The following is a 26,185-nucleotide window of genomic DNA, read 5'->3' as shown; positions in this document are numbered from 1 at the left end:
ACGGGCGTAAGCTTGTCTCGAATCACCAAATGCCGCCTTGCCGTTCAACGCTGAAACCAAGGCGGCCGATCGTGGAGGAACCATGACTCAGACTGCCCATGGCGTCGAATTTAGCCAGCAGCCCTCGGCCAACCCGAAGTCTGCTGAAGAGCGTGCAGCCATCCTGGCGAACCCGGGATTCGGCAATTACTTCACCGACCACACCGCCATCGTCGACTACAGCGTGGACGAGAACGGCAACGGCGGCTGGCACAATGCCCGTATTGAAGCGTACGGCCCGATCGTCCTGGATCCCTCCGCCGCTGTCTTCCACTACGGCCAGGAAATCTTTGAGGGGCTCAAGGCCTACCGCCACGCGGACGGCTCCATCTGGACGTTCCGCCCCGAGGCCAACGCGGCGCGCCTGAACAAATCCGCCCGCAGGCTGGCGCTGCCGGAACTGCCGGCAGAGTACTTCCTCGGAGCGATCCGCGAACTGGTGGCCGCCGACAGGGAGTGGGTTCCCGGCGGCGACGGCGAGGCGCTGTACCTGCGGCCGTTCATGATCGCCACGGAGGCTTTCCTGGGCGTCCGCGCGGCCCGCGAGGTGTCCTTCCGCGTGATTGCCTCACCCGCGGGCAACTACTTCGGCGGCGAACTGACGCCGGTCTCCATCTGGATTTCCCGCGAGTACGCCCGTGCGGGCCGCGGCGGCACCGGCGACGCGAAATGCGGTGGCAATTATGCCGCATCGCTGATCGCGCAGCAGGAAGCCGAAGCCAACGGCTGCAAGCAGGTTCTTTTCCTCGACCATTTCAATGACGACGCGGTTGAAGAACTGGGCGGCATGAACGTGTTCTTCGTGATGAAGGACGGTTCGCTGGTGACTCCGGCCCTGACCGGCACCATCCTGGAAGGCGTCACCCGGATGTCCGTGATCCAGGTAGCCAAGGACATGGGCCGTGAGGTGACCGAACGCAAGATCACGCTGGATGAGTGGCGCGACGGCGTTGCCTCCGGTGAGATCGCCGAGGTCTTCGCCTGCGGCACCGCGGCCGTGATCACCCCCATCGGCGTGCTCAAGGACACCACCGAGTTCATCGGCTCCGAGGATGCCAAAGCGGGGGAGACCACCATGGCCATCCGCGAGCAGCTGCTCGGCATCCAGACCGGCGCTGTGCCCGACACCCACGGCTGGCTTACGCGCCTCGCCTGATCCGGGGCACTCCTGACGTACGACGGCGGCTGCCGGGCTTTGGTCCCGGCAGCCGCCGTCTGCGTCCATACAGGGAGCGTGGAGTCAGCGGCGGGACGCCTTCCGGGCAGCGTTCTTGAGGGCCTTGCGGGAGACCGGCTTCAGGGCTTTCCGGGCGGCTTCGTCAGCCAGGGCCCTGGTGCGGCGGGCATCGATGATGTCGTTCCACAGGGCTGTTGCAAAGACGCCGCCGTCCTGGGCGTAGACGTCGTAGGGATAGTCGGCCAGGAACGCCGGGGTACTGGAGCCGGTAGCCAGCTCCTTGCCCGTGGCCTTCGCGACGGCGTCACTTACCGCCCAGGTCCGGGTCAGGTGGTGCGTGAGGTTCCCGCCCGCGAACACGGCGGCATCCGGGGACTCCGCGGCACGTTTCAGCAGGGCGTCGAGTTCTTCGGCCAGGAGGGCGGCCGCCTGCTCCTCAGCAGTAACCGGAGCCGCGGACAGGCCCTCCGCAACGCCCTCCACAGCTTCCGTCCAGTCAGCCGTCTCACGGAATTTCTTCCAGGTGGGAAACCAGACGATGCCTCCCGTGGCGTGGTTGTGGATGTGCTGGAGCCCGCTGTTCTTTTCTGTCACGGCATGGTCGTGGCCGGCGGCATCAGCGTGGGCGAGGAGGTCTGCGAGTGTTGTTGTTGCGCTCATGGTGTGCGGGTCCGGCTTCCTGGTGGAGTGATGTGGTCTTCAGTGGAGACAACCCGGCAGGTTGACTGTTCTATTCCAGCCGGATTTCGACGGCGGGCGGCCAGCCGGTGCAAAGATGGGATGGTGACTTCAGCTTCCGGCCCCGTCCTCCAGCGCAGCTCGGCCCTGACGCAGTTCATCCTGGCACCCAACCCGGGGCCCATGAGCCTGGACGGAACGAACTCCTACGTCTTGCGGGCGCCAGGCCATGCAGGTGCGGTGGTGGTGGATCCGGGGCCGCTGGACGAAGCCCACCTCCAGGTCCTTGCCGGCGCCGGATCGGTGGAACTCATCCTCGTCACGCACCGCCACGCCGACCACACCGCCGGTTCTGCCCGGCTGCACCAGCTGACCGGGGCTCCCGTCCGCGCCGCGGACCCCGCGCACTGCCATGGAACAGGGGAGCCGTTGGTGGACGGCGAGGTGATTTCCGCCGCCGGCCTCAAGGTCAGCGTTGTGGCCACGCCGGGGCATACCTCGGATTCCGTGTGCTTCCACCTCCCCGGCGACGGCCCGCACGGTTCAGTTCTTTCCGGTGACACCATCCTGGGCCGCGGCACCACCATGCTCGACTATCCTGACGGGACCCTCGCGGACTACCTCGCCTCGCTGGACACGCTCGAAGCGCTGGGACGTGCAACCGTCCTTCCCGCGCACGGGCCGGTGCTGCCGTCCGTGGCGGACATCGCGCAGGCCTACCGCAGCCACCGCATGGAACGGCTGGCCCAGATCCGCGAGGCCTTGGACGGGCTGGGCCGGGACGCAGCCGCAGATGACGTCACCGACGCCGTCTATGCCGACGTCGACCCTTCCGTCCGGCGTGCCGCTGAGACCTCCGTAGCGGCGCAGCTTGACTACCTGCGCCGGGAAGCGGCCAAGGAGTAGCTTGCCCGGCCGCTGCCGGTCGGGAAGGTAGGGTAGGAGCCATGCGTATTGCCAGGTTTGTCGTCGATTCTGATCCCCTCTACGGCGTTGTTGAAGGTGACACGGGCAGTGAAGTCGTCACTGTCATCCATGGAGACCCCTTCTTCAGCGGGGTGGAGCGTACCTCCGTCCGCCACAAGCTGGAAGACGTCCGGCTGCTCGCCCCCATCATTCCGCGCAGCAAGGTGATCGGCGTCGGCCGCAACTTCGTGGAGCATGCACACGAACTCGGCAACGAAATTCCGGCCCAGCCCCTCCTCTTCCTCAAGCCCAACACCGCCGTCGTTGGCCCGAATGATCCTGTGGTGCTGCCGGAGTTCTCCGAGGAAGTCTCCTTCGAAGCGGAACTGTGCGTAGTCATCGGCCGGATCTGCAAGGACGTGCCCGAGGACCGCGTTGACGACGTCATCTTCGGCTACACCTGCGGAAACGACCTCACCGCCCGGGACGTCCAAAAGAGCGACCTCCAGTGGACCCGCGCCAAGGGCTTTGACACGTCCGCGCCGCTCGGTCCGTGGATCGAGACCGAGCTGGATCCGGAGGACATCCGGATCCAGGCCCGGCTCAACGGCGAACTGCGGCAGGACGGCAGCACCAGCCAGATGATCAGGGGAGTGCGCGAGCTGGTGTCCGTGGTCTCCCAGGCCTTCACCCTGCTGCCCGGCGACGTCATCATGACCGGGACGCCGGCAGGTGTAGGCCTGGTGAGCCCGGGCGACCGCATCGAGGTGGAGATCGAGGGCATCGGACGCCTGTCCAACCCCATCGTCCGCCGCTGACCCCCTGCCGCGGTGGCGGCAGGCGGCAGACGGTAAAGTTGAAGCCACTATGACTATTGCTTCTGCGTCGAATGCTGCCTCCATCCCGCCCGTCACCGCGGAGACGCCCGTCAGGGTGCGCTTCTGCCCTTCGCCTACCGGCACCCCGCACGTCGGGCTCATCCGTACCGCCCTGTTCAACTGGGCCTACGCCCGCCACACCAAGGGCACCATGGTGTTCCGGATCGAGGACACCGACGCGGCTCGGGACAGCGAGGAAAGCTACCACCAGTTGCTGGATGCCCTGAAGTGGCTCGGCATCGACTGGGATGAGGGCGTCGAGGTGGGCGGCCCGCACGAGCCCTACCGGCAGTCGCAGCGCAGCGGCATTTATCAGGATGTGATTGCCCGCCTGCGGGAGGGCGGGTTCATCTACGAGTCCTACTCCACGCCGGATGAAATCGAGGCCCGCCACCGCGCGGCAGGGCGCGACCCCAAGCTGGGCTACGACGGCTTCGACCGCCACCTGACCGAGGAGCAGCTCGCCCAGTACAAGGCCGAGGGCCGCGAAGCTGTACTGCGCCTCCGCATGCCGGACGAGGACATCACCTTCACCGACCTGGTCCGCGGCGACATCACCTTCCGCGCCGGGTCCGTGCCGGACTTCGCCGTGGTCCGCGCCAACGGCGCGCCGCTGTACACGCTGGTCAACCCCGTGGACGATGCCCTCATGGGCATCACCCACGTGCTCCGCGGGGAAGACCTGCTCAGCTCCACGCCCCGGCAGATCGCCCTGTACCGGGCCCTGTATGCAGTGGGTGTGGCGCAGTACATGCCGGAGTTCGGCCACCTGCCGTACGTGATGGGGCAGGGCAACAAGAAGCTCTCCAAGCGTGATCCGGAGTCCAGCCTGTTCCTGCACCGGGAGCGAGGCTTCATTCCCGAAGGCCTGCTGAACTACCTGTCCCTGCTGGGCTGGTCGCTGAGCGCGGATGAGGACATCTTCACCGTTGAACAGCTGGTGGAGCACTTCGACATTCACGATGTGCTCGGCAACCCGGCGCGCTTCGACCTGAAGAAGGCAGAAGCGATTAACGGAACGCACGTCCGGATGCTGGCACCGGAGGTTTTCCGCGACCGCCTGGCCCCGTATCTGCGCGCCGCCGGCCTGGTGGGTGAAATCCTGACCGACCGTGAAGAGCAGATCCTTACCGAGGCAGCACCCCTGGTCCAGGAGCGCATTACCCTGCTGGGGGAGGCGCCCGAAATGCTGGCCTTCCTCTTCAAGGCCGATGACGCCGTCGATGTAGCCGCCGATGCCCTCAAGGGCCTGCCGGAGAACCTGGCGGAAGTCCTGGATGCCGCCATCGCGGCCCTCGAACCCCTTGAGGACTGGTCCCCGGAGACCATCCAGGCCGCCTTGAAGCAGGCCCTCGTCGAGGACCTGGGGATCAAACCCCGCCTTGCCTTCGGGCCGGTGCGCACGGCGGTTTCCGGCCGCCGCATCTCGCCTCCGCTGTTCGAGTCCATGGTGATCCTCGGCAAGGAGTCATCCCTGCGCCGGCTCAAGACGTTGCGCGGCTGATGACGGCTCCCAGCCAGGCAGAGGGCGCCGTCCTGGAGACACCCTTCGGCGCGGTCCGGGGGGTACTCTTCGACATCGATGACACCCTGGTTGACCTCGAATACTCGATGACCACCGCCCTGCGGGAAGTCAGTGAGCACCTCCTCCCCGGCCTGGACCAGGCCGGGTGGGAGCGGTTCGGGCGGATCTTCACCCATGAGACGACGCATTACTACGACCGCTACCTGGCCGGTGAGCTGACGTTCAACGAACAGCGCCTGCTCCGCGGCCGCGCGGCCCTGGGACACTTCGGGGTTGAACTGGCCGAAGGTGAGCAATCACATCAATGGCTCAGCGCGTATATGGAGAAGCAGCCCGCCTACGTGAAGCCGTTTCCGGATGTAATGCCGTTGCTGGACAGGCTGGACCGGGCGGGCATTCCTTACGGCGCGGTCAGCAACAACGTGCACGACTACCAGCGCGCGAAGCTGGACGGGGCGGGACTGGAGCGTGTCCGCCGCCTGGTGGGAACGGACACCCTGGGCGTGGCCAAACCGGATCCGGCCATCTACCTGGAAGGGGTTCGCCTGCTGGGCACGGACCCCGCCCACACCCTGTATGTGGGTGACAACCGGCTGCTGGATGCAGAAGGCTCGACGGCGGCCGGCCTCCTGGGTGTTTGGCTCAACCGCGTGGGGGAGCCGGTAGAGGGGTTCGACGGCGGCATGGTCGCTTCCCTCGCCCAGCTGCTGGGCTGACCTTCGGACCGCAGGGCCGCGGCCTTCATGAAGGGCCGCTGCGCCCGCGTCCACCGGATCGGGTGCTGTTCAGCCGGCCCGCAGCGCTATAGCACGCCGGCGAATGGCCAGGTAGGCCACGACGGCGACGCCCAGCAGGAGTGCCATCAGCAGCAGCGCGATTGCCGGGTTGTCCAGCCAGGACGACGGCGATACGGCAGCCACCTTCGTAGGGAGTTCGCGGGTACCGGCAGCGATCCGTGCATTGCCGTCCGCCAGCATGGACGTGCCCAGCACCACGCCCGGGTTCTGCAGGTCCGTCGCATTGAGCTTCTCAGCCAAAGCCGCGAAGCCCGCCTTCCGCAGGCCCACACCGTCGTTCAACTGGCCGGCACCGGTGTTCAACCTTTCCGTTCCGGCCTTCAGCTGCCCTCTGCGCCGCCGTTCAGCTTTGCTGCCCCTGCATCGGGTTGCCCCGCCCCTGCATAGGCCGGCCGCCGCCGTCGGCCAGCTCGGCGATCTGGTCCTTTGATCCTCGTGGGTGTGTTACCGATGGGTAACGTCTCGAGAGTAGCCATAGGGAGGATGGTGGGCAAGGGTTCGGGTGTATCGCCCGCCGGCTCTGCGCCGGCCCCGGACGACGCCGATTTGTGCGACGGGGAAGTCTCGGGTAAAGTAATTTCTCGTGCTGAGGCGCACGGAGCAGGGAGAACGCCCTGAAAACCGGCCCGAAAGTGCCATTGGGATATGGTGTAATTGGCAACACTACGGTTTCTGGTACCGTCATTCTAGGTTCGAGTCCTGGTATCCCAGCTCTGTTGAGAGCCCAATTATTTGGGACAAAGCAGAAGGTTTCACCCGGTCCGCCGATTTGAAACTGCAGCGAAGTGTGTGAAACAATCATTGAGCTTGACCAGCGGAAACGCCGGTCAGACGTACGGTAAAGTACACGGCCCCATCGTATAGCGGCCTAGTACGCCGCCCTCTCACGGCGGTAACGCGGGTTCGAATCCCGCTGGGGTCACCAGCAAGATGGTCCCGGGCAAACGCCCGGGACCATTTTTTTGTTACCGCCCAACATTCAAAATTTCCTTCGCTCTATTACAACCGCCCGCTCAATTGGTGCGGCTTTTCCTGCGACGCGCGCTCACTGACTGTGCGCTGCCAGGCAGCCGAGAGCGCGCCTCTGGCAAATCCCGACCGGGAGTGCGCGAGCGTTTATCAGATCCGGACCAAAAGTGACCGCGCGTCCGCGGGAAACGGTACCCCCGCGGCCCTGAACTGGCATGATGATCCTGTGACCTCCCGGAACGAGCAGGACCCACCGCACGGCGGACAGCCGGCCCCGCCCACGCTGGCGGCGGTTGCCTTGCTGGAAGAGGTGCGCGGCGACCTTGCAGCCGCGGCGCTGCCGCTGGCCCTGCCCGAAGCGGAACAGGCCCGGCGTGATGCCGCCGGCGCTGTTGCGCAGCTGGACGACTACATCCTCCCGCGGTACCGCAGCCTGGATGCCCCCCTGCTCGCCGTCGTCGGGGGCTCAACAGGAGCGGGCAAGTCAACGCTGGTCAACGCACTGGTGGGCCACCCGGTGACCAGGTCCGGGGCCCTCCGCCCCACCACCCGGCAGCCCATCCTCCTGCACCACCCGCCAGAGGCGGCCTGGTTCGAGGGCCAGCGTGTCCTGCCCACCCTCAGCAGGATCCGCGGATATGTCGCCGCCGGCCCGGTACCGGCAAACAATGCAGGCCCCATCCCTGACCCCGGCGCAATGTCCTCCCTCGTCCTCGTGGCCGACCCTGCGGTTCCAGCCGGAATCGCGCTCCTGGACGCCCCCGACGTCGACTCCATCTCGGATGACAACCGAAAGCTCGCCGGACAGCTCCTCGCCGCTGCCGACCTGTGGATTTTCGTCACCACCGCCAACCGTTACGCAGACGCCGTTCCCTGGAAACTGCTCCTCGACGCCGCCGCCCGGGACATCATGGTGGCAGTGGTGCTGGACCGTGTCCCCGCAGGGGCCGAACAGGATGTGAGCGAGGACCTCCGGGGCCTCCTGGACCGTGAAGGCCTGGGCTCCGCCCAGCTGTTCATCATCCCGGAAACGCCGCTGGACCCGCTGGGCATGCTGCCCGCCGGCACAGTCCTCCCGCTGCGGACCTGGCTGGGGGAACTTGCTGCAGATTCCGCCGGCCGGTCCGCCATCGCCCGGCGCACCCTGAACGGAACCGTCAGGGCACTGTCCGGCCGCGTCGCCGCGGTGGCCCAGGCAGCCCGGGAGCAGCAGCGGGCCGCCGACAACCTCGAAGCCGCCGCTGTTTCGGCCTACAGCGCCGCGGTTGACCGCATCCTCGAAGCCACCAAGGACGGCTCGCTGCTTCGCGGCGAAGTCCTGGCCCGCTGGCAGGACTTCGTGGGCACCGGAGAGTTCTTCCGGAGCCTCGAACAGAACGTTGGCCGCTTCCGCGACCGGCTGGGAGCCTTTTTCCGCGGAGAACCGCCGCCGGCCATCCGGGTCGAAGCGGCCATCGAGACCGGTCTGCAGGCGGTCATCGTGGACGAAGCCGCAATTGCCGCCGAGGACACGGACCAGCGCTGGCGGACCGACCCCGCCGGACGCCACCTGCTGGGAACGGACGACCTCTCCGGAACCACCGCGGGCTTCGAGGAGCGGACAGCTGCTGAAATCAGGGCCTGGCAGGAAGCCCTGATGGAACTGATCCGCACCGAGGGCCAGGGAAAACGCACCCAGGCACGCTGGCTGTCGTTCGGGATCAACGGACTGGGCGCCGCCCTGATGATCGTGGTGTTCTCGATGACCGCCGGGCTGACGGGACTCGAAGTGGGGGTGGCGGGCGGAACCGCCGTGGTGGGCCAACGGCTGCTGGAGGCGGTCTTCGGTGAGGACGCGGTCCGGCGGATGGCCGAAAAAGCGCGCGGGGACCTGCACCTCCGCTGCCAGCGGCTGCTGCAGGATGAACAGCAGAAATTCCTGTCCCGCCTGCCGGAGAGCGCCGACGCTTCCGCCGGGTCCCTCGCCGCCCACGCCGAGGGGCTGGCCCGGCTGGCGGACACCGCGTGAGCCGCCACAGCGACACCCGGGACGCGTCCCGGCTGGACCGGCGGCTTGTTGCCCTCAACGACGCCCGGGAGCTTGCCGAAGGCATCCTTCCCGATGAATCGCTCCAGGAAGTCTTCGACGTGCTCGAGCGTGCCAGCTCCCGGCGGTCGCTGTCCGCGGACCACACAGTGGTGGGATTCTTCGGTGCCACCGGCAGCGGCAAGTCCTCCCTGTTCAATGCGGTGAGCGGCGCGGAAATCGCGACGGCAGCCGCCCGCCGTCCCACCACATCGGAACCTTTGGCGGGGGTATGGGGAGCGGAGGGCAGCGAGCCGCTGCTGGACTGGCTCGACGTCCGCACCCGGCACCATGCGGTACCCGTGGACGGGTTCGCCGACGAGGACACGGGCTTGATCCTGCTGGACCTTCCCGACTTCGATTCCACCAAGGCAGCCAACAGGGAAGTGGTCCAGCGGATGGTGGGACTCGTCGACGTCCTGGTCTGGGTCCTCGATCCCCAAAAGTACGCAGACGCGGCAGTACACAATGACTTCTTGTCGCGCCTGGCCACGCACGGGGCCGTCACGCTGGTGGTCCTCAACCAGGTGGACCGCCTGCCGGCCCACGATGTGCAGCCCGTCCTGGAATCCCTGCGGTCCATCCTCGCCCGCGACGGCCTGGCCAACGTTAGGGTGCTGCCGGCCTCCGCCGTGGCTGGAACCGGCGTGGACAAGGTCCGCGACGCTATCCGGGGCGTTGCGGTGAAGCGCAAAGCCCAGTCGCAGCGGCTCGCTGCGGACATTACCAGGGCTTCTGCGGAGCTGGCCGCAGCGTCCGGCGGCGGAGACGCGGCCGGGGTCCGGTCCGGCGCCAGGTCACGCCTGGCGGAGGAGCTGGCCGTTGCGGCAAATGTGCCCGCAGTGGTCCGGGCCGTGGGCCAGTCCTACCGGCTTGAGTCAGTGAAACGGACAGGCTGGCCCGTCACCCGGTGGCTTTCCCGGTTCCGCCCCGACCCGCTCCGCCGGCTTAGCCTGCGCAGCACCGCACCCTCCGGGCTGAACCGCACCTCGCTGCCTCCTGCCGGCGCGCCGGAACGCGCGCGGACTGATGCGGCGGTACGGGAATTCGCCGACGCCGCCAGCGCCGGCGCGCCGGGTCCCTGGCGGGCAGCCATCCGGAGCGCGGCGAGGGAGGGACGGGAGCGGCTGCCGGATGCGCTGGACCAGGCGATTGCCGGCACCGACCTGGCTGCCAACCGCAAATCATGGTGGTGGGCCCTGTTCAACGTGACTCAATGGCTTGCCCTGCTCGCCGTGCTGGGGGGCCTGGGCTGGCTCGGTGTGCTGGCAGCCCTCGGCTATTTCCAGTTGCCCGTACCGGAGGTGCCCCGGGTGGAGGGCTGGCCGGTGCCTACGCTGATGATCGCTTCCGGGGTGGTCATGGGGATCTTCCTGGCCATCACGGGACGCTTCATTGCGGCGGCCGCCGCCAACGCCCGGGCGGCACGGGCACGGAAGCGGCTGAACACGGCGGTGGCGGCGGTGGCCGGCGAGCTCATTGTGGAACCGGTGGAGGTTGAAGTCAGCCGGCTTGCTGCCTTTCATGCGGCGCTGAAGGCCGCTGCCGGGTAGGAAGCACCGCGGTCAGCTGCCCGCGGCGGCAAGTTCGGCAGCGGCGTCCCTGACCTTGATGAGCGTGCGCAGGTTCCGTGTTGTGGTGGAGGCCTTGAATCTGGTCCTGGCCGTGATTTTGCTGAAGGGGCTGTCGAGCGTTCCGCCGGCGGGTGCCAGCCAGGCAAGCGCTTCCGGGCCCAGCCTCGTTTGCTCTGCCCCCTCGATGGCCGCTCCGGCCGCATGGAGTTCGTCCAGCATCGCCTCGTCCGAGGAGAGCGTGATGTACGTGTGGGTGGTCTTGTCGTCGTCCGGGTAGGGGCAGGCGGCCACCAGCTCAGCCACCCGGGCTGCCTCGAGGACCACCACCCACGCGTCGTAGCCGAAGGCGTCCCGGAGGAATTTTTCGCATGTCCGTTTCAGGGCTGCGGGTTCGAGGCTGCTGGTCAGCACTACGTTGCCGCTGGCAAGCAGCGTGCGGGCGTCCGCGAAACCGGCCGCTTTGAGGCCCTCCCGGAGGTCCGCCATCTTGATGTTGATGCCGCCCACGTTGATGCCGCGAAGAAACACTGCAAAGCTGCCCATGGCGAAATCCTAGCGTCCGCGGAACGGCTGAGAGGGTAAGGCGCTTGGGGACGTCAGTCGTTGTTCTTGCGCAGCGCCTCGGTGAGGATGCGGCCGGCGTTGCAGACCACTTCGGCGTGCAGCCGCCCGGGCTGGCGGGTGAGGCGCTCAATCGGGCCGGAGATGGACACCGCCGCAATCACCCGGCCGGACGGTCCGCGGACCGGTGCCGAGACTGAGGCGACCCCAGGCTCACGTTCGCCGAGGCTCTGTCCCCAGCCCCGCCGTCGTACTCCTGCCAGGACGGTGGGCGTGAAGCGGGCGGACTGCAATCCTTCGAGCAGGCGGTCGTGGTCCTCCCAGGCGAGCAGCACCTGGGCGGCGGACCCTGCTTTCATGGACAGCTGCGTGCCCACCGGAATGGTGTCGCGCAGGCCGATGGGGCGCTCGGCGGAAGCAACGCAGACGCGCCAGTCACCCTGGCGGCGGAAGATCTGCGCGCTCTCGCCCGTGGCGTCGCGCAGCTGCATCAGCACGGGGCCGGCGGACGCAATTAAACGGTCCTCGCCGGCAGCCGACGCCAGTTCAACCAGGCGGCTGCCCAGGACGAAGCGGCCCTGGATGTCACGGCTGACCAGCCGGTGGTGAACCAGCGCCAGGGCAAGGCGGTGGACGGTGGGGCGGGCCAGGCCCGTAGCCGCCACCAGCTGCGCCAGCGTGGTGGGTCCCGCCTCCAGCGCATCAAGCACATGGGCCGCTTTATCTATGACACCGACTCCACTAGAATTGTCCATGTAATGATATTGCCGTCTCATTATCTGAGATGCAAATCTTTCGGCTGGCGCAGTGCGAAGCCGTACTGGTTCAGTGGAACTCATCAGCCAAACAGCAGTGAAGGGAGATGGCCATGGCAAAGACATTGGCCGAGAAAGTCTGGGACGCGCACGTGGTGCGCAAAGGCGACGGCGAAGGCGCCAACGCCCAGCCCGACCTTCTGTTCATCGACCTCCACCTCGTCCATGAGGTCACGTCCCCGCAGGCGTTCGAAGGCCTGCGCCTGGCCGGCCGCAAGCTGCGCCGCGCTGACCTGACCATCGCCACGGAGGACCACAACACTCCCACGCTGGACATCGACAAGCCTATCGCCGATCTCACCAGCCGGACCCAGATCCAGACGCTGCGCAACAACTGCGCCGAGTTTGGCGTGCGCCTGCACTCCCTCGGAGACGCGGAGCAGGGCATCGTCCACGTGGTGGGTCCGCAGCTGGGCCTCACCCAGCCGGGCATGACGGTGGTCTGCGGCGACTCCCACACCTCCACGCACGGCGCCTTCGGAGCGCTGGCCATGGGCATCGGAACCTCCGAGGTGGAGCACGTGATGGCCACCCAGACGCTGTCGCTCAAGCCGTTCAAGACCATGGCCATCAACGTTGAAGGCACGCTCCGTCCGGGCGTTACGGCCAAGGACATCATCCTGGCCGTGATCGCCAAGATCGGCACCGGCGGCGGCCAGGGCTATGTCCTGGAATACCGGGGCTCCGCTATCCGCGCCCTGTCCATGGACGCCCGCATGACCATCTGCAACATGTCCATCGAGGCCGGCGCCCGCGCCGGCATGGTGGCCCCGGATGAGACAACGTACGCATACATGAAGGGCCGTCCGCACGCTCCGCAGGGCGCTGACTGGGATGCCGCCGTCGAGTACTGGAACACGCTGCGTACCGACGACGACGCCACCTTTGACGTCCAGGTGGACCTGGACGCCAACACGCTGGAGCCGTTCGTCACCTGGGGCACCAACCCCGGCCAAGGCGTTTCCCTGTCTGAGGCGGTACCGTCCCCCGAGGACTTCGGCGACGAAAACGCCAAGGCCGCCGCCGAGCGCGCACTGCAGTACATGGGGCTTGAAGCCGGAACACCGATGAAGGACATCCGGGTGGACACCGTCTTCCTGGGCTCCTGCACCAACTCCCGGATGGAGGACCTGCGCGCCGCGGCGGACATCATCCGCGGGCGGCAGAAGGATCCCAACATCCGGATGCTCGTAGTTCCCGGCTCGGCCCGCGTCCGCCTCGAAGCCGAGGCCGAGGGCCTGGACAAGGTTTTCAAGGACTTCGGCGCCGAGTGGCGATTCGCCGGCTGCTCCATGTGCCTGGGCATGAACCCGGACCAGCTGGACGTGGGGGAGCGTTGCGCCTCAACCTCCAACCGCAACTTCGAGGGCCGCCAGGGCAAGGGCGGCCGGACGCACCTGGTGTCGCCGGTAGTGGCAGCGGCCACGGCCATCCGCGGAACCCTGAGCTCGCCGTCGGACCTTGATCCGGCTCCCGAATCCGCCGCCATCCGCACCGACGCAGCCTAGGAGACCGCCATGGAAAAGTTCACCACCCACACCGGAATCGGCGTCCCGCTGCGCCAAAGCAACGTTGACACTGACCAGATCATCCCCGCTGTCTACCTCAAGCGCATCACCCGCACGGGCTTCGAGGACGCCCTGTTCTCGGCGTGGCGCAAGGATCCTTCCTTCATCCTGAACCAGGAGCCCTTCAACGCCGGCTCCGTCCTGGTGGCAGGCCCGGACTTCGGCACCGGCTCCTCCCGCGAACACGCCGTCTGGGCGCTGAAGGACTATGGTTTCAAGGCTGTGCTCTCGTCCCGGTTCGCCGACATCTTCCGCGGCAACTCGGGCAAGCAGGGATTGCTGGCAGCCCAGGTGGCGCAGGACGACATCGAACTGATCTGGAAGGAGCTGGAGAACGCTCCCGGCACGCAGGTCACCGTGGACCTCACCTCCAAGACCGTGGTGTGCGGCAACATCGTGGCGCCGTTCGAGATCGACGACTACACCCGCTGGCGCCTGCTCGAAGGCCTGGACGATATCGGGCTGACCCTGCAGCACGAGTCGGACATCACTGCCTACGAGGCCACCCGCCCTGCCTTCCTGCCGAAAACCCTGCCGGCGCGCCTTTCCTGAGCGGGCGGAAGTACCTCTGACTGTGCGACGGCGGTCCGCCACGCCCTGCCGCCGTCGCCGGCGTATTTCGGTTCGGTAACGCGACCTCCTATGCTTGGTTGGAGCCTTTGCAAGGTTTTGGGGGCTAGTTATCGTGAGGAAACCGGTATATGAGTAGTGTTCTGACAATCCGCGGCGGAGTCCCGCTTACTGGCCGCGTCACGGTCCGGGGGGCCAAGAATCTCGTCCCCAAGGCCATGGTGGCAGCGTTGCTGGGCAACGAACCGTCGGTGTTGCGGAACGTGCCGGAAATCAAGGACGTGGAGGTTGTTACCTCGCTCCTCCAGCTGCACGGCGTCACGGTGGTCAAGGACCCCGTCAACGGGGATCTCACCCTGGACCCGAAGGCAGCCAAGACCGCGTCCAGCACCGCGATCGACGCCCACGCCGGCGACTCCCGGATTCCCATCCTGCTCTGCGGACCCCTGATCCACGCGATCGGCGAAGCGTTCATCCCGGACCTGGGCGGCTGCAAGATCGGCGACCGGCCCATCGACTACCACCTGGACGTCCTGCGCCAGTTTGGCGCCGTGGTGGAAAAGCGTCCCGGCGGCATCCACATCTCCGCGCCCAGGGGACTGCACGGAGCAAAAATTTCCCTCCCGTACCCCTCCGTGGGTGCCACGGAGCAGGTGCTGCTCAGCGCCACCCGTGCCGAAGGCATCACTGAGCTCTCCGGAGCTGCCACCGAACCGGAAGTCATCGACCTCATCGCGGTGCTGCAGAAGATGGGCGCAATCATCAGCGTCCAGACAGACCGCACCATCCGCATCGAAGGCGTCCGCGACCTCGGCGGCTACAACCACAGGGCGCTCTCGGACCGCAACGAATCGGCGTCGTGGGCCTCGGCCGCGCTGGTGACCAAGGGCGACATCTTCGTTGAAGGCGCCTCACAGCGGGACATGATGACGTTCCTGAACACCTACCGCAAGGTGGGCGGCGGCATGGACATCGGTGAAGACGGCATCCGTTTCTACCACCACGGCGGCAAGCTCAACCCCCTGGTGCTGGAAACGGACGTGCACCCGGGCTTCATGACCGACTGGCAGCAGCCGCTGGTGGTGGCGCTCACCCAGGCCGAAGGCGTCTCAATCGTCCACGAGACGGTGTACGAAAACCGGTTTGGCTTCACCGACGCACTGATCCGCATGGGCGCCGGCATCCAGGTGCACCGCGAATGCCTGGGCAGCGTGCCGTGCCGGTTCGGCCAGCGGAACTTCCTGCACTCCGCAGTGATTTCCGGGCCCACCCAGCTCAAGGGAACCGACATCGACGTGCCTGACCTCCGCGGTGGATTCAGCCACCTGATCGCGGCCCTTGCCGCCACGGGAACCTCGCGGGTCACCGGAATCGACATCATCAACCGGGGCTACGAGCGCTTCACCGAAAAGCTGGCCGGCCTGGGCGCCGACTTCGACATCACCACCACGAAGTAGCGGCACCGGCATGAAAGAGTCTGCGAAAAGCAAGGCCACATTCGTGTTCATCGCCGGCGTTGTCCGCCCCCTGATGAACGCCATGATGAACAAGAAGTGGGAGGGGACCGAAAAGCTTCCCGCCGGCGGCTTCATCGCGGCTCCGAACCACTGCACGGAAATCGATCCCCTGGTTGTGGGCCACATGCTGTACAACCAGAAGCGCGCCCCGCACTTCCTGGCGAAAGCGGGCCTGTTCAAGGTGCCCGCCCTGGGATGGCTGCTGCGCGCCACCAAGCAGGTCCCGGTGGAGCGTTCGACGGCGGGAGCGAACCGCTCGCTGCAGGTTGCCCAGGAGATCGTCGCCGAGGGCGGCGCCATCATCATCTACCCCGAGGGCACGCTGACCCGCGACCCGGACCTGTGGCCAATGAAGGGCCACACCGGCGCGGCGCGCCTGGCCCTTGAGGGCGGCATTCCCGTGGTGCCGATCGCGCACTGGGGTGCGCACGAGGTGTTCCCGCGCTACGGCAAGCGGTTCCACCTCTTCCCGCGAAAGACCTCCCGCGTTGTGGTGGGAGACCCGGTGGACCTGAGCGCGTTCACGGGCCGCCCCCTGGACAAGGCAACGCTGAGCGGGGCCACTGACGCCATCATGGACGCCATCACTGCCCTCCTGGCGGAGCTCAGGGGAGAAAAGCCTCCGGCGGTGCGCTGGGATCCGGCCAAGCAACAGCAGGCAAAGCACGGGCGCTTCGTGGAGCGCGGGCAGCAGGCCGGCGAACGGACCCCCGGTGAATCCTGAGGGAAAACAGGCCGGAGCAGCCCGTTCCGTTGCTGTGCTCGGGGCCGGTTCGTGGGGGACCACGTTTGCGAAGATCCTGGCCGACGCCGCTGCGGCCGGCGCGCCGCGAGCCATCCGGCTGTGGGGGCGGCGTGCTGAAGTCGTGGAGGAAATTAACACCTTCCACCGCAACAGCCAATACCTCAAGGACATCGCCCTGCCGGAAAGCATCACGGCGTCCACCGAGGTGGGCCACGTCCTGGCCGGGGCTGACCTGGTGGTCCTCGCCGTACCGGCGCAGTCCCTGCGGCCGCAGCTGCGCGACTGGAAAGACATGATCGCCCCCGGTGCCATGGTGGTTTCCCTGATGAAGGGCCTGGAACTGGGCACCGACGCCAGGATGAGTGAGGTCATCAGCGAGGAACTCGGCGTTCCCACCGAGCGGATCGCCGTCGTTTCCGGTCCCAACCTGGCCATGGAGATCGCCCGCGAGGAGCCCACGGCATCCGTGGTTGCCTGCACCGATTCCGCTGCGGCCGGCTGGATTGCGCGCAGCTGCACAGCGCCTTACTTCCGGCCCTACACGACGGCGGACATTGTGGGCGTGGAGATCGGTGGCATCGTGAAGAACGTGATCGCCCTGGCGGTCGGTATTTGCGAGGGCCGCCAAATGGGCGACAACACCAAGGCCTCCGTCATCACCCGGGGCCTCGCCGAAACGTCCCGCCTGGCGCTGGCGCTGGGCGGCGACGCGAAAACCATGGCCGGGCTGGCGGGCCTGGGCGACCTCGTGGCCACCTGCTCGTCGCCCCTCTCACGGAACCACACCGCCGGGCGGCTGCTGGGCCAGGGCCTGACGCTGGAGGAAGTGGGCCAAAAAATGACCCAAACCGCCGAAGGCATCAAATCCGGCCAGGCCGTGCACGAACTGGCAGCAAAGCTCGGCGTCGAGATGCCCATTACGGCCGCCGTCGTCGCTGTGCTGGCCGGCAAGCTGTCCGTTGACCAACTGGGCCCCGTCCTGCTGGCCCGGGAACTGAAACCTGAAGGCGAAAACTGACCCATGTCCCACCACAAACTGACCGCAGCAGAGCCGGCCGGCGGGGCAAAGCCCCGGGTGGCAGTACTTTTCGGCGGACGCTCCAGTGAACACGCCGTAAGCTGCGTGACCGCTGCCGGCGTCCTGGGCGCCATCAACAAGGACAAATACGAGGTGATCCCGATCGGGATTGCCAAGACGGGCCAGTGGGTCCTCGCCGCGGACGATACCGCGCAGTGGTCCCTCTCCGGGACATCGCTGCCCGAGGTGGTCCCATCGCAGCAGACCGTGACGTTGGCCCAGATCGGCGGTGAACACCAGCTGATCGTGGCTGCCCCGAACGAGGTCCCGCAGGAGCTCGGGGCCGTGGACGTGGTCTTCCCTCTGCTGCACGGCCCGTTCGGGGAGGACGGCACCATCCAGGGGCTGCTGGAACTCTCGGACACCCGGTACGTCGGAGCCGGCGTCCTGGCCTCCGCAGTGGGCATGGACAAGCACTACATGAAGGTGGTTTTCGCAGCCGCCGGCCTGCAGGTGGGCCCCTACATCGCCGTGACCGACAGGCAGTGGCAAAACGACGCCGAGTCCGTGCGCAAACAGGTTGACCGGCTCGGATTCCCCGTCTTCGTCAAGCCTGCCCGGGCGGGATCCTCGATGGGAATTTCCAAAGTGGACTCGCTGGACGGGCTGGACGCTGCCATCGAGGAAGCCCGGCGGCACGACCTCAAACTCGTGATCGAGGCGGGAATTGTTGGCCGCGAGATCGAGTGCGCGGTGCTGGAAGGCAGGGGTGCCGACGCCCCCCGTACGTCCATGCCCGGCGAGATCTCCGTTGCCGGCGGCACCCACGAGTTCTACGATTTCACCGCCAAGTATGTTGAGGACGACGCCGCAGCACTCAGCTGCCCCGCAGACCTTCCTGAGGAAGCGATCACCCGGGTGCGCGAACTTGCGGCGGCTGCTTTTGACGCGGTAGGTGCCGAAGGGCTGAGCCGGGTGGATTTCTTTTACACCCCTGACGGCCAGCTGATCATCAATGAGATCAACACCATGCCGGGCTTCACCCCCAAGAGCATGTACCCGCAGATGTGGGCTGCCTCAGGGCTGGACTACGCGGACCTGATCGACGAACTCATCCACCTGGCGCTGAACCGGAAGACCGGACTCCGCTGAATTTTCGGTGGTCGAACCCGTCGAAACCCTACTGGCTTTGCGGCAGGTTCTGCAGGTCTTCCTGGCCCACGCAGTTCCTGCTGGCCGGAACTTTGGCAGCGCTGGCGGCAAGGTCGGCCAGTACCGTGGCTGAAGAGATCTTGTCCGGGTCCATCAGGATTTCCGTGGCGGGTTCCCGGCCGTAGGTGGTCAGCGTCCACACCGGGTCGCCTTCCTTGATGACCCAGTCGATCCCGTTGACCGTCACGCAGCGGTCCGTGGTGGGGCCGGGCACGTTCACGCCGCAGCGAAGCACCACCAAGGAGGGGTCTCCCCAAGCGGCGGTGGCTTGGCTGTTCGTTTTCCGCAGCCCGGAGTCCCCGATGGCTTCGGGCAGCGCCACCATCATGGGGGCGCACGCCGGGTTCGCGGCATCGGCGGCCGGCGGCACGTCCACCGCCGGCGAGCAGGCAGCAAGCGGGAGGGCTGCGAAAGCCCCGATAAGTGCCATCCTGGCAGCGCGGGCAGTCAGGGAAGCATGGGGGCGGTGCATACTCCAAGCCTATCGCTGCATCCACGCCGCCCGGGACACGGGACGGATGCTGCGGGCAGCCAATGTCGGGGGCCCGCTGTAGCGTAGTGGCGTGCCTGAGAATCGTTTGACCGTCCACCGGCAGCCAGCCTCCGTCGCTGCCCTTTCCGAAGCCGACCTGCTGGCACGGATATTTCCCCGCCTGGCCATGGCAGGGGCCCACTCCGAGGCCACGCTGCTGGGCCCGGGGGATGATGCCGCCGTGGTGGCCGCTCCGGACGGGAAAACCGTCATCAGCATCGACACGCAGGTCCAGGACCAGGATTTCCGCCTGGAATGGCCCAACGGCTATCGGACCACCGGGTTCGACGTCGGCTGGAAGGCCGCCGCACAGAACCTCAGCGATATCAATGCCATGGGCGCCACGGCAACGTCCCTCGTTGTGAGCCTCACCCTTCCGCCCGATACCCCGGTCAGTTGGGTGGAGGACCTGGCGGACGGACTCACGGCCGGGATCACGGGCCTCGGGGCCGCCAGATGTTCAGTGGCCGGCGGCGACCTCGGCCGGGGCCGGGAAATTTCCGTCACCGTTGCCGTCCTCGGCACCCTTGAAGGGAACGCCGCGGTGCTCCGGTCCGGAGCGCGTCCGGGTGACGTCCTGGCACTGGCCGGCACAGCCGGACATGCTGCCGCCGGCCTGGCCCTCCTGGAATCCACCGTCAACGTTGATGCCCTGGGTGAAAGCGAACGGGTCTTCCTGGATTTGCAGTGCAGGCCACGGCCGCCACTGGCGGCAGGCCCCGCCGCTCGGGCAGCCGGAGCCACTGCCATGCTGGACATCTCGGACGGACTGCTCCGGGACGGGTTGCGGCTGGCAACTGCCAGCAAGGCCACCGTCGATCTCGATCCTGCCCGGCTGCAGGCCCTGGCGGAAGTGCTGCGGCCGGCGTCGGTGCTTCTAGGAGCCGATCCGATGGCGTGGGTACTCGGCGGCGGGGAAGACCACGGCCTGCTGGCCACATTCCCTGCCGGCGTTCAGCTGCCTCCCGGATTCGCTGCGATAGGCTCAGTATTAGCATTGGGAAGCAATGAAAGCCCGAGCGTAATGATTGCGGGCCGGCCCGCGGACGCCGGGGGATGGGATCACTTTGCACACTAAGGTTGCCGCCAACGCGCAAGCGATGAAGAGGTGGTTGGGCAAGGCTGAGACCGTTATTGGAAACCACAGCGACCGCCTTAACGCCATCAATATCTTCCCTGTAGCGGACGGGGACACAGGCACCAACCTGTATCTGACCGTCCGCGCGGCCGCCCGGTCTGCGGCCGCAGCTGACCACGAGCCCGCCCAGCTGGATGTCGGCGTCGTCCTGGCCGCCGCCGGGCAGGCCGCCATGGAGGAGGCCCGCGGCAACTCGGGAACGCTGTTGTCCGTGTTCCTGTGTGCCGCGGCGGAACCCCTCGCGGGCCACACCCGGCTGACCTCCACCCTGCTTGCCGCAGCGCTTAACCGGGCCCAAATCAGGGCGTGGTCGGCCCTCAGCGAGCCTGTTCCCGGAACCATGCTTTCCGTGATGGAGGCTGCGGCCCGGGCGGCGGCCGCGGTGGATGCCGGGCAGAACGGCGATGACAGCAACCACGCGCTGGGACTGGCGCTCGACGCCGCCGTTGAAGGGGCCTTGGCCGCTGTGATCCGCACCGAGGACCAGTTGGACGCGCTCACCTCAGCCCGCGTGGTGGACGCCGGCGGTGTGGGGATGCTCCTGATCCTGGATTGCCTCCGTTCGGCAGTCCTGGGCGAGGAACTCCAAAGCGAACTGCTTGACGGACTGCACGGCTATGACGTTTCCGATCCCCACATCCATGCGGCCTTGCCGGATGACGACGGCGTTGAAGTCATGTGCACCATCAACCTGTCGCCGCTTCATGCTGCCACCCTCCGGCAGCAGCTCGACGAGATCGGGGAGTCCGTGATCATGAGCCAGGTGGGCGGCAACGAAGACGCGGACGGAAACTACCGCTGGCGGGTGCACGTGCACGTTCCGGACCCGGAGCCGGCCGTCAGCATCATCAGGGCCCTGGGCGAGCCGTCCCACATCAGTATCAGCGACCTCGCGCTGCCGCGCGAACCCCACACAGATGCAGTGAACTCCAGTGGGCATGACCGCTGAACTTGATCTTGCGCTGGAACGGCGGATCGGCAGGAGTTCCGCAACCGTCATCGAAAAGCACCTGGGCATCACCACGGTTGACGGGCTGCTGAACTACTTCCCGCGCCGTTACATGAGCCGCGGCGAGCTTACGCCCATCAGCGGGCTCCCCCTCGACGAAGAGGTCACCCTCATCGCCAGGGTGCTCTCCAGCACCACCCGGAACATGCAGGCGCGCCGCGGGACCATCACCGATGTCATTGTGTCCGACGACGACGGGAAGCAAGGGCTCCGGCTGGTCGGCGGGACGGACTACCGTGGGAAAGTCCCCGGTACCCTCAAAATCACTTTCTTCAACGGGTTCAAGGCAAAAAAGGATCTCCTGCAGGGGCGCCGGGCCCTGTTCTCCGGAAAAGTGACCAAGTTCAAAGGACAACTTGGCCTCACCAACCCCGACTTCCAGCTCCTGGATGACGACCCCTTCAGCGAGGACAGCCAGGATCCGGAGAAACTCGCCGCCATGCCCATCCCGGTCTACCCGGCAACTGCCAAGCTGCCCAGCTGGAAGATCCAGAATGCCGTTCACGCGCTGCTGGAAACGCTGGACCTGGACGCTTTGCCTGATCCGGTTCCGTCCGCCGTCGCCCGCCGCGAAAAATTCCTGCCCCTGGCCGAGGCATACCGCCTCATCCACGCACCGGAATCCGCCGAGGACTGGCGCCGGGCGCGGGACCGTCTCCGGTACCACGAAGCGCTGGTGCTGCAGTCCGCTTTGGCCCGCCGCCGGGCGCAGCTGGCCGCGGAGGAAGCCACCGCACGGCGCCGGATTCCCGATGGGCTGCTTGCCGCCTTTGACGCGAACCTGCCTTTCACCCTCACTGCCGGGCAGGACGCCATCGGAAAGACGCTGGCATCCGAACTCTCCCGCGACTCGCCAATGAACCGGCTGCTGCAGGGCGAAGTGGGGTCCGGCAAAACCATCGTGGCGCTGCGCGCCATGCTGCAGGTGGTGGACGCCGGGGGACAGGCCGCGCTGCTGGCACCCACCGAAGTCCTCGCCGCCCAGCACTACGAATCCATCCGCCGTTCCCTCGGAGCGCTCTCCAGGGACGGACTGCTGGGCGGCTTCGGCGGCGCCTCGGTACAGGTCACGCTGCTGACAGGTTCCATGCCGGCGTCTGCCCGCAAGCAGGCCCTGCTTGATGCTGCTTCCGGGACGGCGGGGATCATCATCGGCACCCATGCCCTGCTCAGCGGCAATGTGACGTTCTACGACCTCGGCCTGATTGTGGTGGATGAGCAGCACCGCTTCGGTGTGGAGCAACGGGACGCGCTCCGGGCCAAGGCGCGCAAGCCCCCGCACCTGCTGGTGATGACAGCCACTCCCATCCCGCGGACCGTTGCCATGACCGTTTTCGGGGACCTTGAAACGTCCGTGCTGGACGAACTGCCGGCGGGCCGCGCCCCTATCAGCACACATCTGGTGGGGCTGGCCGAAAACCCCGCATGGGCCGGACGCATCTGGGCCCGTTCCCGCGAGGAAATCAACAACGGACACCAGGTGTACGTTGTCTGCCCGAAGATCGGGGCCGACGACGACGGCGACTTCAGTCCGGAGGAAGCTGACGCGGCCGAGGGCCTCGACGGCGAAAACGGGCGCGAACTTGCTTCGGTGACGGCCGTCGTCGAACATCTCCAGTCCGAGCCGGCACTCTCCGGTGTCAGCCTCGCACCTCTGCACGGGCGCCAGCCGCCGGAGGTGAAGACTGCTGTAATGGCAGGGTTTGTTGACAACCAGGTCAAGATGCTCGTCTCCACCACGGTGATCGAGGTGGGCGTTGACGTCCCCAACGCCACGCTGATGGTGATCCTTGACGCCGACCGGTTCGGCATCTCCCAGCTCCACCAGCTGCGCGGCCGGGTGGGCCGGGGCGGGCTCCCCGGCACCTGCCTGCTGGTCACTGCCCTGGAGCCCGGCCACCCGAGCCGGAAGAGGCTGGAGGCGGTGGCTGCCACCACTGACGGTTTCGAGCTTTCCCAGGAGGACCTCAAGCTGCGCCGCGAGGGCGACATCCTGGGCGCGTCCCAGTCCGGCGGCCGCTCCACGCTGAGGCTGCTGCGGGTGCTTGAGCATGAGGCCGTTATCGGCCGGGCCAGGGACGATGCCCAGCAGATCGTGTCCCAGGACCCGTTACTGGCTGCTCACCCGGAACTGGCCGAAGCAATCCACAAGTACCTCAACCCCGAAAAGGAGGCGTTCCTTGAACGCGGTTAGCACGGCGGGACCCCTACGGCGCGGCGGCGGAAACGCAGGCATCCAGTGAGCCGGATCATCGCAGGCGCGGCGGGCGGCACACCGCTGCAGAGCGTCCCGGGCTCCCTGACCAGGCCCACTACGGACCGGGTTAAGGAGGCGCTCTTTTCGCGGCTTGATGCCTTTGACGTCATCAGTGGCGCCAGGGTGCTGGACCTCTACGCCGGCTCAGGATCCCTGGGGGTGGAGAGCGGCAGCAGGGGAGCCCGGTCGGTGGACCTGGTGGAGTCCGACGCGAAAGCGAGTGCCGTCTGCCAGCGCAACGGTGACCTGATCAACGGAGTCCTCGGCCGCAAGGCGGTGACGGTGCACAGGTCCAAGGTGGAACCTTTCCTGGAGCGCGCGGCTGCGTCGGCCGCCTGGGACCTGGTGTTTCTGGACCCGCCCTATCCGCTGGAGGAGGTGGCGTTGTCAGCCGTGCTCGAAAAGCTGGCCGCCCACCTGGCGCCCGCGGCTGTGGTGGTGGTGGAGCGGTCCTCCCGCTCGCCTGAACCGGGGTGGCCGGGCGGGCTGGCGCGGTTTGCGGAGAAGAAGTACGGCGAAACCCGGCTGTGGTTCGCTGAGCCTTTTGTGCCGGACGCCATCGATCCGGAGGCCCTTGGAAGCGAGGACGTGGAGGCTTAGGGTGCGAGGACGTCCAGGTCCACTCCTGCCAGGACCCTGGCCGGATGCGGCCCCCTCATGGCCAGTTCTTCGGACCAGCCGGCAGGCCAGGCTTCCTGGGTACCGGCCAGGATGATGTTCCCGGGGTAGCGGCCCTCGAACATGCCGGCTTCGGCGACGGCGGCCACGGCACCCATGGCCCGCCGCATCGCCGCCACCTGGCTGCGGACGAGGGTGAGGCCGGGCTCGTCGCCCACATTGACGATGAGGATTCCCTGTGGGGCAAGCCGTTCCCTTAGCTCGCCGTAAAACTCCGCGCAGGCAAGGTGTGCGGGGGCTTCCGGGCCGGAGAAGATGTCCAGGATGACGACGTCGAAGCGGAGGCCGGGATTAAGCCCGGTCAGTGCGTCCCTGGCATCCCCGATGATGGTGTGCAGGTCTGTCCCCTCGGGGAGGGGCAGTTGCCGCAGGACGAAATCGAGCAGTTCACGTTCCAGCTCCACTGCGTACTGTAGGGATCCGGGCCTGGTGGCCTGGATGTAGCGTGCCAACGTCAGGGCCCCGGCGCCCAGATGAAGCGCTGTGATCGGTTCCCCTGCGGGGGCCGCCAGATCAACCACGTGCCCGATCCGCCGCAGGTACTCGTAGAAAATCTCTTCCGGGCGCACCAGGTTTACATGGGACTGCTCGGCGCCCCCGATGCTGAGTACGTAACTGCCCTCGGTGAAAGCGTCCGGCTCGATGGAAGCGTGCTGTCCGGTGGTGCGGAGGAACCGCGCAGCGCGCCCCTTGCTGACCGGCTCCATCAGACCAGCCCGCCAAGGGTGGCCAGCCGGGCGGCAGCCTCCTCAAGGACCTCCGTCTTTTTGCAGAACGCGAAGCGAAGCAGGCTTCGTGTCCTCTCCGCGCCTCCCGGGTGGCAGAACACCGGGACCGGGATGGCGGCAACGCCCACCAGGCCCGGAAGCCTGCGGGCCAGGTCCACGGAATCATGGATTCCCAGCGGTGCGGTGTCCACGTTGACGAAGTAGGTACCTTGCGGTGAGAAGACATCGAACCCTGCGGCCTTCAGCCCTTCGCTGAGGATGTCCCGCTTGTGTTTCAAGGTGGCGGCAACCTCGTCGTAAAAGGCATCCGGCAGCCCCAGTGCTGTGGCAATGGCCGATTGGAACGGGGTTCCGGAGCTGTAGGTGAGGAACTGCTTGACCGTGCGGACGGCGGCTACCAGATCCTCCGGACCTGTCACCCAGCCGATCTTCCAGCCCGTGAGCGAAAACGTCTTCCCGGCGGAGGAAATGGTAAGGGTCCGGTCTGCGGCTCCCGGCAGGGAGGCCACCGGTATGTGGCGCGCGCCGAAAGTGAGGTGCTCATACACTTCGTCGCTGATGATCAGGCAGTTGTGCCTGCGGGCCAGTTCAACGATCCGCTCCAGGACGCTCCGTGGAAAGACGGCGCCTGTGGGGTTGTGCGGGTTGTTCAGCAGCACAATCCGTGTCTGCCCGGTGAAGGCCGTTTCCAGGGCGGCCAGGTCCGGCATGAAGTCAGGGGCCAGCAGGGGAGCCGTCACGTGGGTGGCGCCGGACAGCCCGATCACCGCACCATAGGAATCATAGAACGGCTCGAAGGTCAGGACCTCGTCACCGGGACCGGCAAAGGCCAGCAGGGCGGCAGCGATGCCTTCGGTGGCGCCGGTGGTGATGAGGACTTCGGTCTGCGGGTCGGGGGAGAGGCCGTAGAACCTTTCCTGATGCTGAGCCACCGCTTCGCGCAACTGCAGGATTCCCTTGCCGGGCGCATACTGGTTCGCGCCGGCGGCGATGGCGGCGCGGGCAGCTTCCCTGATGTCCAGCGGCCCGTCCTCATCCGGAAAGCCCTGGCCCAGGTTGATGGCACCGGTTTGCGCTGCGAGGGTGGTCATCTCTTCGAAGATGGTGACGCCCAGGCCGCCGTCGGAGCCGAGGAGGTTGGCTCCGAGCGCGGTCCGCTGCCAGGGGGCAGGGGCCGTGGGGGTGGAAAGTTCCCGTCGAGGATGCATCCAGTCATGGTATCCCGGCCT

The 26,185-nt window shown here is 66.9% G+C and carries 24 protein-coding genes and 2 tRNA genes; 19 read left to right on the top strand and 7 right to left on the bottom strand.

Annotated features, from left to right (window positions below; all coding sequences use genetic code 11):
- Window positions 1-82 precede the first annotated feature (82 nt).
- Window positions 83-1,195: a branched-chain amino acid aminotransferase gene (locus tag BACI348_RS12790; protein ID WP_159826334.1), complete on the top strand. Its 1,113-nt coding sequence runs from the start codon at window positions 83-85 to the stop codon at window positions 1,193-1,195.
- An 84-nt stretch (window positions 1,196-1,279) separates the two neighbouring features.
- Here the strand turns inward: BACI348_RS12790 and BACI348_RS12785 are convergent, their stop codons facing one another.
- Window positions 1,280-1,876, bottom strand: a complete 597-nt coding sequence (locus tag BACI348_RS12785) for a hypothetical protein (RefSeq protein ID WP_159826332.1) — start codon at window positions 1,874-1,876, stop codon at window positions 1,280-1,282.
- Window positions 1,877-1,996: 120 nt separating this feature from the next.
- Here BACI348_RS12785 and BACI348_RS12780 point away from each other — a divergent pair, with 120 nt between their 5' ends.
- The 4 genes from BACI348_RS12780 to BACI348_RS12765 are packed head-to-tail and all read left to right on the top strand — an operon-like array spanning window position 1,997 to window position 5,919.
- Window positions 1,997-2,800, top strand: a complete 804-nt coding sequence (locus BACI348_RS12780; protein ID WP_159826330.1) for an MBL fold metallo-hydrolase — start codon at window positions 1,997-1,999, stop codon at window positions 2,798-2,800.
- 41 nt (window positions 2,801-2,841) lie between these two features.
- Window positions 2,842-3,618: a fumarylacetoacetate hydrolase family protein gene (locus BACI348_RS12775; protein ID WP_159826328.1), complete on the top strand. Its 777-nt coding sequence runs from the start codon at window positions 2,842-2,844 to the stop codon at window positions 3,616-3,618.
- Between the two features lie 49 nt (window positions 3,619-3,667).
- Window positions 3,668-5,182: a glutamate--tRNA ligase gene (gene gltX, locus BACI348_RS12770; protein ID WP_159826326.1), complete on the top strand. Its 1,515-nt coding sequence runs from the start codon at window positions 3,668-3,670 to the stop codon at window positions 5,180-5,182.
- Window positions 5,182-5,919 carry an HAD family hydrolase gene (locus BACI348_RS12765; protein WP_159826323.1) on the top strand — a complete coding sequence of 246 codons (738 nt, stop codon included), beginning with the start codon at window positions 5,182-5,184 and terminating at the stop codon, window positions 5,917-5,919. Before gltX ends, BACI348_RS12765 begins: the two co-directional genes overlap by 1 nt.
- 69 nt (window positions 5,920-5,988) lie before the next feature.
- Here the strand turns inward: BACI348_RS12765 and BACI348_RS20705 are convergent, their stop codons facing one another.
- Complete coding sequence (locus BACI348_RS20705) at window positions 5,989-6,303, bottom strand: hypothetical protein (RefSeq protein ID WP_236557551.1); 315 nt, start codon at window positions 6,301-6,303, stop codon at window positions 5,989-5,991.
- 336 nt (window positions 6,304-6,639) lie between these two features.
- Between BACI348_RS20705 and BACI348_RS12755 the strand changes: the two genes are divergently transcribed.
- The 4 genes from BACI348_RS12755 to BACI348_RS12740 all read left to right on the top strand — a co-directional run bounded on the left by BACI348_RS12755 (window position 6,640) and on the right by BACI348_RS12740 (window position 10,587).
- A tRNA-Gln gene (locus BACI348_RS12755) sits at window positions 6,640-6,711 on the top strand.
- A 138-nt stretch (window positions 6,712-6,849) separates the two neighbouring features.
- Window positions 6,850-6,925: transfer RNA gene (locus BACI348_RS12750), tRNA-Glu, on the top strand.
- 270 nt (window positions 6,926-7,195) lie between these two features.
- Entirely contained in the window at window positions 7,196-8,977 is a 1,782-nt protein-coding gene (locus BACI348_RS12745; protein ID WP_159826321.1) for a dynamin family protein, read from the top strand.
- Complete coding sequence (locus tag BACI348_RS12740; protein WP_159826319.1) at window positions 8,974-10,587, top strand: GTPase; 1,614 nt, start codon at window positions 8,974-8,976, stop codon at window positions 10,585-10,587. Before BACI348_RS12745 ends, BACI348_RS12740 begins: the two co-directional genes overlap by 4 nt.
- Before the next feature lie 12 nt (window positions 10,588-10,599).
- Here BACI348_RS12740 and BACI348_RS12735 read toward each other — a convergent pair whose 3' ends face one another.
- Entirely contained in the window at window positions 10,600-11,151 is a 552-nt protein-coding gene (locus BACI348_RS12735) for a DUF1697 domain-containing protein (RefSeq protein WP_159826317.1), read from the bottom strand.
- 53 nt (window positions 11,152-11,204) lie between these two features.
- Window positions 11,205-11,924: an IclR family transcriptional regulator gene (locus BACI348_RS12730; protein WP_066292257.1), complete on the bottom strand. Its 720-nt coding sequence runs from the start codon at window positions 11,922-11,924 to the stop codon at window positions 11,205-11,207.
- A gap of 113 nt (window positions 11,925-12,037) precedes the next feature.
- Here BACI348_RS12730 and leuC point away from each other — a divergent pair, with 113 nt between their 5' ends.
- The 6 genes from leuC (at window position 12,038) to BACI348_RS12700 (ending at window position 18,554) form a co-directional block, all read left to right on the top strand.
- Window positions 12,038-13,492 (top strand): 3-isopropylmalate dehydratase large subunit, encoded by a 1,455-nt coding sequence (leuC, locus tag BACI348_RS12725; protein ID WP_159826315.1) that lies wholly within the window; start codon window positions 12,038-12,040, stop codon window positions 13,490-13,492.
- 9 nt (window positions 13,493-13,501) lie between these two features.
- Window positions 13,502-14,104, top strand: coding sequence for a 3-isopropylmalate dehydratase small subunit (gene leuD, locus BACI348_RS12720; RefSeq protein ID WP_159826313.1), 603 nt, complete (start codon window positions 13,502-13,504; stop codon window positions 14,102-14,104).
- Window positions 14,105-14,253: 149 nt separating this feature from the next.
- Complete coding sequence (gene murA / locus BACI348_RS12715; RefSeq protein ID WP_159826311.1) at window positions 14,254-15,579, top strand: UDP-N-acetylglucosamine 1-carboxyvinyltransferase; 1,326 nt, start codon at window positions 14,254-14,256, stop codon at window positions 15,577-15,579.
- A 10-nt stretch (window positions 15,580-15,589) separates the two neighbouring features.
- Complete coding sequence (locus BACI348_RS12710) at window positions 15,590-16,363, top strand: lysophospholipid acyltransferase family protein (RefSeq protein WP_159826309.1); 774 nt, start codon at window positions 15,590-15,592, stop codon at window positions 16,361-16,363.
- Window positions 16,353-17,402, top strand: coding sequence for an NAD(P)H-dependent glycerol-3-phosphate dehydrogenase (locus tag BACI348_RS12705; RefSeq protein WP_159826307.1), 1,050 nt, complete (start codon window positions 16,353-16,355; stop codon window positions 17,400-17,402). Before BACI348_RS12710 ends, BACI348_RS12705 begins: the two co-directional genes overlap by 11 nt.
- 3 nt (window positions 17,403-17,405) lie before the next feature.
- Entirely contained in the window at window positions 17,406-18,554 is a 1,149-nt protein-coding gene (locus BACI348_RS12700; RefSeq protein ID WP_159826305.1) for a D-alanine--D-alanine ligase family protein, read from the top strand.
- 28 nt (window positions 18,555-18,582) lie between these two features.
- On the opposite strand, the gene BACI348_RS12695 is transcribed toward BACI348_RS12700, so the two are convergent.
- Window positions 18,583-19,086: a DUF3515 family protein gene (locus BACI348_RS12695; RefSeq protein ID WP_159826303.1), complete on the bottom strand. Its 504-nt coding sequence runs from the start codon at window positions 19,084-19,086 to the stop codon at window positions 18,583-18,585.
- 91 nt (window positions 19,087-19,177) lie between these two features.
- On the opposite strand from BACI348_RS12695, the gene thiL reads away from it, so the two are divergent.
- From thiL to rsmD, 4 genes are read left to right on the top strand one after another with little or no spacing between them, the layout of a single operon-like run.
- Window positions 19,178-20,224 (top strand): thiamine-phosphate kinase, encoded by a 1,047-nt coding sequence (thiL, locus tag BACI348_RS12690; RefSeq protein WP_159826301.1) that lies wholly within the window; start codon window positions 19,178-19,180, stop codon window positions 20,222-20,224.
- Window positions 20,225-20,246: 22 nt separating this feature from the next.
- The gene (locus tag BACI348_RS12685; protein WP_159826299.1) at window positions 20,247-21,233 is read left to right on the top strand and encodes a DAK2 domain-containing protein; all 987 of its coding nucleotides are present in this window, start codon (window positions 20,247-20,249) and stop codon (window positions 21,231-21,233) included.
- Window positions 21,223-23,487 carry an ATP-dependent DNA helicase RecG gene (locus tag BACI348_RS12680; protein WP_159826297.1) on the top strand — a complete coding sequence of 755 codons (2,265 nt, stop codon included), beginning with the start codon at window positions 21,223-21,225 and terminating at the stop codon, window positions 23,485-23,487. The genes BACI348_RS12685 and BACI348_RS12680 overlap by 11 nt, the downstream gene beginning before the upstream one ends.
- 45 nt (window positions 23,488-23,532) lie before the next feature.
- Window positions 23,533-24,150 carry a 16S rRNA (guanine(966)-N(2))-methyltransferase RsmD gene (rsmD, locus tag BACI348_RS12675; RefSeq protein WP_159826295.1) on the top strand — a complete coding sequence of 206 codons (618 nt, stop codon included), beginning with the start codon at window positions 23,533-23,535 and terminating at the stop codon, window positions 24,148-24,150.
- On the opposite strand, the gene BACI348_RS12670 is transcribed toward rsmD, so the two are convergent.
- Together BACI348_RS12670 and BACI348_RS12665 are read right to left on the bottom strand one after the other, a co-directional pair.
- On the bottom strand, window positions 24,147-24,935 hold the full coding sequence (locus tag BACI348_RS12670) for a spermidine synthase (RefSeq protein ID WP_201298421.1): 789 nt from the start codon (window positions 24,933-24,935) through the stop codon (window positions 24,147-24,149). The two genes, rsmD and BACI348_RS12670, sit on opposite strands and share 4 nt — an antisense overlap.
- Window positions 24,935-26,164, bottom strand: a complete 1,230-nt coding sequence (locus tag BACI348_RS12665) for an aminotransferase class I/II-fold pyridoxal phosphate-dependent enzyme (protein ID WP_236557550.1) — start codon at window positions 26,162-26,164, stop codon at window positions 24,935-24,937. The genes BACI348_RS12670 and BACI348_RS12665 overlap by 1 nt, the downstream gene beginning before the upstream one ends.
- Between the last annotated feature and the right edge of the window lie 21 nt (window positions 26,165-26,185).

The sequence above is a fragment of the Arthrobacter sp. 9AX genome (assembly GCF_902506095.1).
Taxonomy (GTDB): domain Bacteria; phylum Actinomycetota; class Actinomycetes; order Actinomycetales; family Micrococcaceae; genus Arthrobacter.
The sequence above is the reverse complement of the archived record's forward strand: the minus strand, read 5'-3'. Positions and strand labels throughout refer to the sequence as shown.